The sequence below is a fragment of the Staphylococcus sp. HMSC035D11 genome, from assembly GCF_001836075.1.
In the GTDB taxonomy this organism is placed as follows: Bacteria; Bacillota; Bacilli; order Staphylococcales; family Staphylococcaceae; genus Staphylococcus; species Staphylococcus hominis.
In genome coordinates this window covers 1-6,901 of the sequence record NZ_KV827245.1, presented here as the reverse complement: position 1 = coordinate 6,901, position 6,901 = coordinate 1, and the positions used below count along the sequence as shown (strand labels likewise).

The following is a 6,901-nucleotide window of genomic DNA, read 5'->3' as shown; positions in this document are numbered from 1 at the left end:
AATTTGTTAGAAATTATGTCCCAGCCTCTTTTGGTTATCTATTATTACCAGATGTATCAATATGTTTGATGGGTTAATCGATGACATTCGAAAATTTGCGAGTTTAGTTTTAACTGTGGTGTTAATTGGTTACTTAACTTTATTCGTTGTAGGTATTGCTGGTTTTATCTATACCATTTTAGCTATTCTTGCAATGAATAAGGGCGAAGATTTTGTTGTTCCATTTACGATTGAAATCATTAAATAAAACGAAATATCCCTTTGTGACGTATCATCACAAAGGGATATTTTTATTTCTCCACTAACCAATCAATTGTACGTTCAATTGCTTTGTCCCAAAAAGCATAATCATGTTCCCCAGGTCCTTCTTCATATTTATAATTGATACATTTTTCATCTAAATATTTCATAAATCGTTGATTATCATCATATAAGAAATCTTCTGTGCCACATTGAATAAAGAGTTCTGGAAGTGTTGCGCCTTTATCAACCGCTTCATCCACTAAGTGATAGGTATCTAACTCTGTACCTTTAACTTTTAAAGCTTCACCGGCAATGGCTTTGGGATCAAAGTCATTCCACTCAATATCGAGTAATGATTTTACATCAAATACTGCTGATAATGGCGCTGCTTTAGAAAATAAATGGCTTTGAGTTAAAGCAAATTTTATGGTTCCGTACCCCCCCATTGAATGACCTGCAATAAAATTATCTTCTCTTTTTTTAGATACTGGTAACACTTGATGTGCATAATTGTAAATTTCTAATATATAGTCATAGTAGCTATGACCAAAAGCCATATTCGCATAGCCACTGTGATCTGCATTCGGCATAATCACTGCCAACTGATGTGCTTCTGCATAACGTTCGATACTTGTGAAACGCATATACGATGTCGCATCACTTGATAAACCATGGAGCAGTAATAACATTTTTAAAGGTTTTACAGATTCATGTTGTTTAAAAAAGCTATCGTCTTCTGGAACGATGGCTGTAAACGATTGATTCATCCCAATCGTAGGTGATTTATAATTAATAGTCATAAATGCCATATTGTTTCGTCCTTCCAATTTATAAGTATGATATCTATTTTACACTTTTTGTAGACTAATGGAATATTTTTTAGTATAAAAAGACGTTAGCCAAATGATTAACGTTTTTGTTAATAAATTGTTTCACGTGAAAACATTATATATCTTCTCTAAATAAAGGTTGACTCATACATCTTGGACCTCCACGACCACGTACCAATTCACTGCCTTTAATTTCAATCACTTTAATACCTTTATCACGTAATAATTGATTAGAGACATAGTTTCTATCGTATGTTACCACAACGCCTGGGCGAATACATAATGTATTAGATCCATCGTTCCACTGTTCTCTAGCACCGTCTATGACATCTCCATTGCCAGTAGGTATCAATTCTACGTTATCTACACCTAATGCATTGGCTAACGTTTCTCGTAGCTGTCTAGAGTGTGTAATTTTAATATCATCTTTCATTTCATCTTGTTCAATTGTAAAGATATTCATGTGATTCTCTTCTTTAAAAATAGCTGCATGCACTGTAAATTTGTCATAATCAATCATTGTAAATACAGTATCTAGATGCATAAATGTACGACTATTAGGTATTTCAATCGCAAGTACTTTTTTAAATGTAGTGTATTCGTCTTTAAATATATTTCTTGCTAGCCGCTCAATGGCTTCAGCTGATGTACGTTCTGAAATACCGATAGCTAATACTTCTTTAGAAAGCACAAGCTCGTCTCCGCCTTCAATGTTAAACGGTGAAGTACGATCAAGCCACACCGGTATATCTGCATCTTTAAAACGAGGGTGATATTTTAAAATATACGTCATAAAAATAGATTCACGACGTCTTGCGCGCCAATACATACGATTGATCGACATACCTCTACCAATACTTGCTTGAGGATCCCGTGTAAAATATAAATTGGGCATCGGATCTAAATAGAATGGATAACGATCATCTAAATATTCCACTAGATGCGTTGTTTCAAGTTGAATGTCCTCTTTACGTATCCCAGACATCATTGTTTCAATTAATGCTTGATTTGATAATGTTGAAAAATATGTTTTAATTTCTGTCTCATGACCTAAAATTGTTTTTTGAGATTCTGATAAAATATCATCAATCAATTGCTGTCTTACATCTTCATTTTCAATCGCTTCAGCAGCAAGTTGTTCTAGATAAACGACTTCTACCCCTTCACTTCTAAGTGTTTCTGCAAATTGATCATGCTCTTCTTGCGCCACTTTTAAATATGGAATATCGTCAAACAACAATCCACTTAAATGATCAGGTACTAAATTTTCTAACTCTTTACCTGGTCGTTTTAATAGCACTGTTTTTAATGTACCGATTTCATTATTAACTTGAATTGGCCCCTTTGTCATTTGTATTCCTCCTTCAAGTAAATGGTATATTGATATGTCATTATCATGAAGCAGTGGTTCAAAATATACATTTCATGTATATAATTCTATCGTAGCACTAAATGTTAATTTCCAATAATAAAACCTTTTGATTATCGATCAGAAGATGATTTTAAAATTTTAACTTGAAATACCTTTATATAATCATTTAATATTTATTCACCTATGTGTATAAAAAATGATTGAAGCGAATACGTTCACTTCAATCACCTATTTAATTCATTGCTTGTTGTACTGTACTATAGCCTAATACAACTCGGTCTACTTTATCTTTATTAACATCAAACCAAACTGTCATACCATTTTGTTTAGGTTGATAGTAATAAATACCTGTTGTGTTGTTGTTACCATTATCAATTTTTTGTAGCTCTTTACTATATACTTTTTTAAGTTGTATTAATGAAAGTTGACCTTTGACTTCCATATCTAATAACGAGGCAGTTTTACCATCTTTAGATACATTTCTGAAGTATTGATCATATTTCAATATCGATTTATTAGATGTTGTCGATTTAATTTTAATGCCATTAAATTTAACATTTTCAGCTTTAATCGCATTTTTAAAATGTTTATCTAATACGAATGAAGCATTTTGACCCGCATAACCATTATAGTTGTAATATGATGACGTTGCTGCGTGTGCAGTAGGCTGTTGAACAAGTGCACCTGTGACGCTAGCACCTAATAGTGTACTAAATGCTATTGTTGTAGCTACACATACTTTTGTTGTCTTTTTCATATGCGTCTTCCTCTTTCTCTTTAAACTACTCATATCATACTTCATTACTCATATCTATACAATCATTATAGCAATTGGTTATCTATTTAAATATTTTTTTATAAAATTGTGTTATACTATAAATAGGAGTAATAGTTCTATTTACTCCTTCATAAAAAGTTATACTACGTCATAACATTAGACCACGAGTTTACTTCCCCTTTGTTAAACTTGTGGTCTTATGATATATAAATTCATTATTTTAATTTTTAAATATAAGATTTATTTATATTATGAGAAACCACTTCCGAAAAGCGAACATATGTTCTATAATATTATCGAGGTGGTTTTAATGATTCCTGATCAATACAAACATGAAACAGATTATCGTAACATTCCTAGAGAATATTTAGACGCTAATATACCACAAGGACGTGGCATGATTAAGTGGGCACCGTTTATTATATGTACTAATCTCATAAAAAATCTAATTTAATAGGGTTCAAACATAATTTATATATGTATTATGTTTGAACCCTATATCTATTTATTTTTTACTAATATCATTTAAAATGTCTCGCAATTCTTCAATTTCTTTGTTATTTAATTCTTCATTTTTCGCAAAATTAAGCACTAAACTTTTCATATCCCCTCCATACAATTTATTAAGAAAGGTTTTAGCAGTTTTCATTTTAATATCATCTTCTTTAATAATTGATGAGTAAAAATAAATATTATTATATTTATAGCGTTTTATAATCTCTTTTTTATATAGTCTTGTAATTAATGTTCTAATCGTCTTATCGCTAACTTCTTTATTTTTTTGAATCTCAACTACAATTTCATTAGCTGATACTGATTTTTTATTCCATATTATATTCATAACATCCCATTCAGCCATAGATATTTCAACTTGCTTATTGGCCATTTAAAACACCCATTTCTTTTAATATTTTTTCATTTATGAATTTAGCATTTTCACCAGAGGCTTTTTCATCTGATAAATGTGTAGAAAAATAATACTTATCATGATTTGTAATTACGTAACCTACAAACCACCCATTATTATATTTCCCGTTTACTATACCTGTACCTGTTTTCCCATACAATTCATAATTTTCATTTTTTCTAATCAATAACGAAGAAGATAATTGTTTCTTTTCATTTTTACTAAAATGGTTATTTTGTTCCATCATATTTTTTAAAACTATTACTTGTTCAAGATTAGATATTTTCAAACTATCTTCCAACCAATAGGCTTTATAACTTCCCAAATTTTTATTACCATAATTTAATTGCTTGAGTTGATCAGAAGTATAGTTCTTTGATAATTGATTACTAATACGTTCGAAGTACCAATTAACTGAGTTTTGTATTGCCGTATTTAAATCTTGATCCTTATTCCAAGAATCGAAAGGATAATGATTATGATTCCATGACATACGTGAATTTTTATCACTTATAATATGACGGTCAAGTCCAAACAGTGCTAAATAAATTTTGTAAGTTGAATCAGGAGAATATCTTTTTCTACTTTCTTTTTCATTATAAATATAGTATTTGTCTTTCTTCATGCTGTACATAACGAAAGATCCACTATTTGAACCAAAATTTTTACTTTCATCTAAAATTTGGTAATCGCTTTGTAAGGGCTTTTTATAATTATAATCAGTTAAGGATTGCCCCATTAAAAACTGGCTTTGAATTATCATGATAAAAAAAGTAAAAATACAAATAAAAATTAGAATTAATTTTGACTGCTTCTTCAGATTGCCTTCTTTTATATTAATTAATCTTCTTTTGAGTAATGATTTTTTACCATTAAATGAATGGCTTAATATATTTTTGTTGAAAAATGAGGTTTTTAATACGGAATCCATAATAGCTTCCGCATAAGACTTAAATTCATTTTTGTTAATATTATTAAGGACAAATCTATCGGCTTCTACTTCATTGTCATGAATCATCTTTCTTTTTACAATTTGTATTAGTGGATTATAACTCATAGCAATAGAAAAAATATGAAAGATAATTAAATGCAAAGTATCTCTGTTTTTAGCATGAGCATACTCGTGCAATATTATATATTTTAGTTTTTTGTCATTTATACTTTTAAAATATAAACTGGGAATCAAAATAATATATTTTCCATACCAAAAAGTTATTGGAGAATGAATAGATTCTGCTTTTCGAATCACAATATTTCTTTTATATTGATGATTGAAAAGTATCTTGTTTATTTTATCTTTTTCTTTTTCATTTAGATAAAGTGACTGTTTCTTTAAATACTTAAGATATAATAAAGAATTTAAAAATTTAAAACTTAAAATAATAACTAAAACTATCCAAATAACTGTGCAGATATTATCTATTGAATCCCAATTAAACTTATGGATGTCTGTTGTAAACTCATGAACAGGTTTAGTGGTATTTATGTTAGGATTCAAATTGTGTGAATTACTTTCAACTGTGGGCTCTTGATTATTCAAATTATTAAATTTAAAAAAAGAGAATTTAATAGGGATGAAAGGAATTAATCCTGCAAGAAGAGTTAGATACCAAACTTTATAATTTAACATATAATTAAAATAGCGTTTTAATATGTACCTAAAAAATAATAACAATAGAAATATAAAACAAAAGCTTACTATGCTCATTATTAATAACTTAGCCATTTCAACACCTTCTTTCAAATATTTATAATAAACTATTGACGCGAATATTACAATTGTAATATTATTGATTTATAGAAATTACAGCTGTAATATTGGAGGGTATATTTTGAAAAAGTTAATACTTTTAATTGCAATTGCTTTAGTTTTAAGTGCATGTAATTCAACCAGTTCACATGCTAAAGAGTTAAATAATTTAGAAAAGAAATATAATGCTAATATTGGTGTCTATGCATTAGATACTAAAAGTGGTAAGGAAGTAAAATTTAATGCCGATAAGAGATTTGCCTATGCTTCAACTTCAAAAGCGATAAATAGTGCTATTTTGTTAGAACAAGTACCTTATAATAAGTTAAATAAAAAAGTACATATTAACAAAGATGATATAGTTGCTTATTCTCCTATTTTAGAAAAATATGTAGGAAAAGATATCACTTTAAAAGAACTTATTGAGGCTTCAATGAAGTATAGTGATAATACAGCAAACAATAAAATTATAAACGAAATCGGTGGAATCAAAAAAATTAAAAAACGTTTAAAAAAATTGGGAGATAAAGTAACAAATCCAGTTAGATATGAAATAGAATTAAATTACTATTCACCAAAGAGCAAAAAAGATACTTCAACGCCTGCTGCTTTCGGCAAGACTTTAAATAAACTTATCGCAAATGGAAAATTAAGCAAAAAAAATAAAAATTTCTTACTTGATTTAATGTTAAATAATAAAAACGGAGACACTTTAATTAAAGATGGTGTTCCAAAAGACTATAAGGTTGCTGATAAAAGTGGTCAAGCAATAACATATGCTTCTAGAAATGATGTAGCTTTTGTTTATCCTAAGAACCAATCTGAACCTATTATTTTAGTCATTTTTACGAATAAAGACAATAAAAGTGATAAACCTAATGATAAATTGATAAGTGAAACCGCCAAGAATGTAATAAACAAATTTTAATAGTCTAAATGTACTACAAAAACTGATATAATTCTATCTTTCATAAAACTTCATAATATCGAAGAGAGGCTGGGACATAATTTCTAACAAATT

The 6,901-nt window shown here is 28.7% G+C and carries 7 protein-coding genes and 1 pseudogene; 3 read left to right on the top strand and 5 right to left on the bottom strand.

Annotated elements, in window-relative coordinates; genetic code table 11:
* The first annotated feature begins 61 nt into the window (after nt 1–61).
* Nucleotides 62–247, top strand: a complete 186-nt coding sequence (locus HMPREF2647_RS06380) for a magnetosome magnetite crystal formation protein family (RefSeq protein ID WP_017175477.1) — start codon at nt 62–64, stop codon at nt 245–247.
* Nucleotides 248–290: 43 nt separating this feature from the next.
* On the opposite strand, the gene HMPREF2647_RS06375 is transcribed toward HMPREF2647_RS06380, so the two are convergent.
* From HMPREF2647_RS06375 to HMPREF2647_RS06365, 3 genes are all read right to left on the bottom strand, one after another.
* Nucleotides 291–1,052, bottom strand: a complete 762-nt coding sequence (locus HMPREF2647_RS06375) for an alpha/beta hydrolase (RefSeq protein ID WP_070859743.1) — start codon at nt 1,050–1,052, stop codon at nt 291–293.
* A gap of 136 nt (nt 1,053–1,188) precedes the next feature.
* A complete protein-coding gene (arcA, locus tag HMPREF2647_RS06370; RefSeq protein ID WP_070443116.1) occupies nt 1,189–2,424 on the bottom strand; it encodes an arginine deiminase in 1,236 nt (411 codons plus the stop codon).
* Nucleotides 2,425–2,677: 253 nt separating this feature from the next.
* The gene (locus HMPREF2647_RS06365; protein ID WP_049434757.1) at nt 2,678–3,202 is read right to left on the bottom strand and encodes an immunodominant staphylococcal antigen IsaB family protein; all 525 of its coding nucleotides are present in this window, start codon (nt 3,200–3,202) and stop codon (nt 2,678–2,680) included.
* 331 nt (nt 3,203–3,533) lie between these two features.
* On the opposite strand from HMPREF2647_RS06365, the pseudogene HMPREF2647_RS11180 reads away from it, so the two are divergent.
* A pseudogene (locus tag HMPREF2647_RS11180) lies at nt 3,534–3,641 on the top strand (hypothetical protein); the annotation flags it as partial.
* Nucleotides 3,642–3,728: 87 nt separating this feature from the next.
* Here HMPREF2647_RS11180 and blaI read toward each other — a convergent pair.
* Nucleotides 3,729–4,109 carry a penicillinase repressor BlaI gene (gene blaI / locus HMPREF2647_RS06360; protein WP_001284658.1) on the bottom strand — a complete coding sequence of 127 codons (381 nt, stop codon included), beginning with the start codon at nt 4,107–4,109 and terminating at the stop codon, nt 3,729–3,731.
* Nucleotides 4,099–5,856: a beta-lactam sensor/signal transducer BlaR1 gene (gene blaR1, locus HMPREF2647_RS06355; RefSeq protein WP_001096367.1), complete on the bottom strand. Its 1,758-nt coding sequence runs from the start codon at nt 5,854–5,856 to the stop codon at nt 4,099–4,101. Before blaR1 ends, blaI begins: the two co-directional genes overlap by 11 nt.
* A gap of 106 nt (nt 5,857–5,962) precedes the next feature.
* Here blaR1 and blaZ point away from each other — a divergent pair, with 106 nt between their 5' ends.
* Complete coding sequence (gene blaZ, locus HMPREF2647_RS06350; RefSeq protein ID WP_000733622.1) at nt 5,963–6,808, top strand: penicillin-hydrolyzing class A beta-lactamase BlaZ; 846 nt, start codon at nt 5,963–5,965, stop codon at nt 6,806–6,808.
* Nucleotides 6,809–6,901 lie beyond the last annotated feature (93 nt).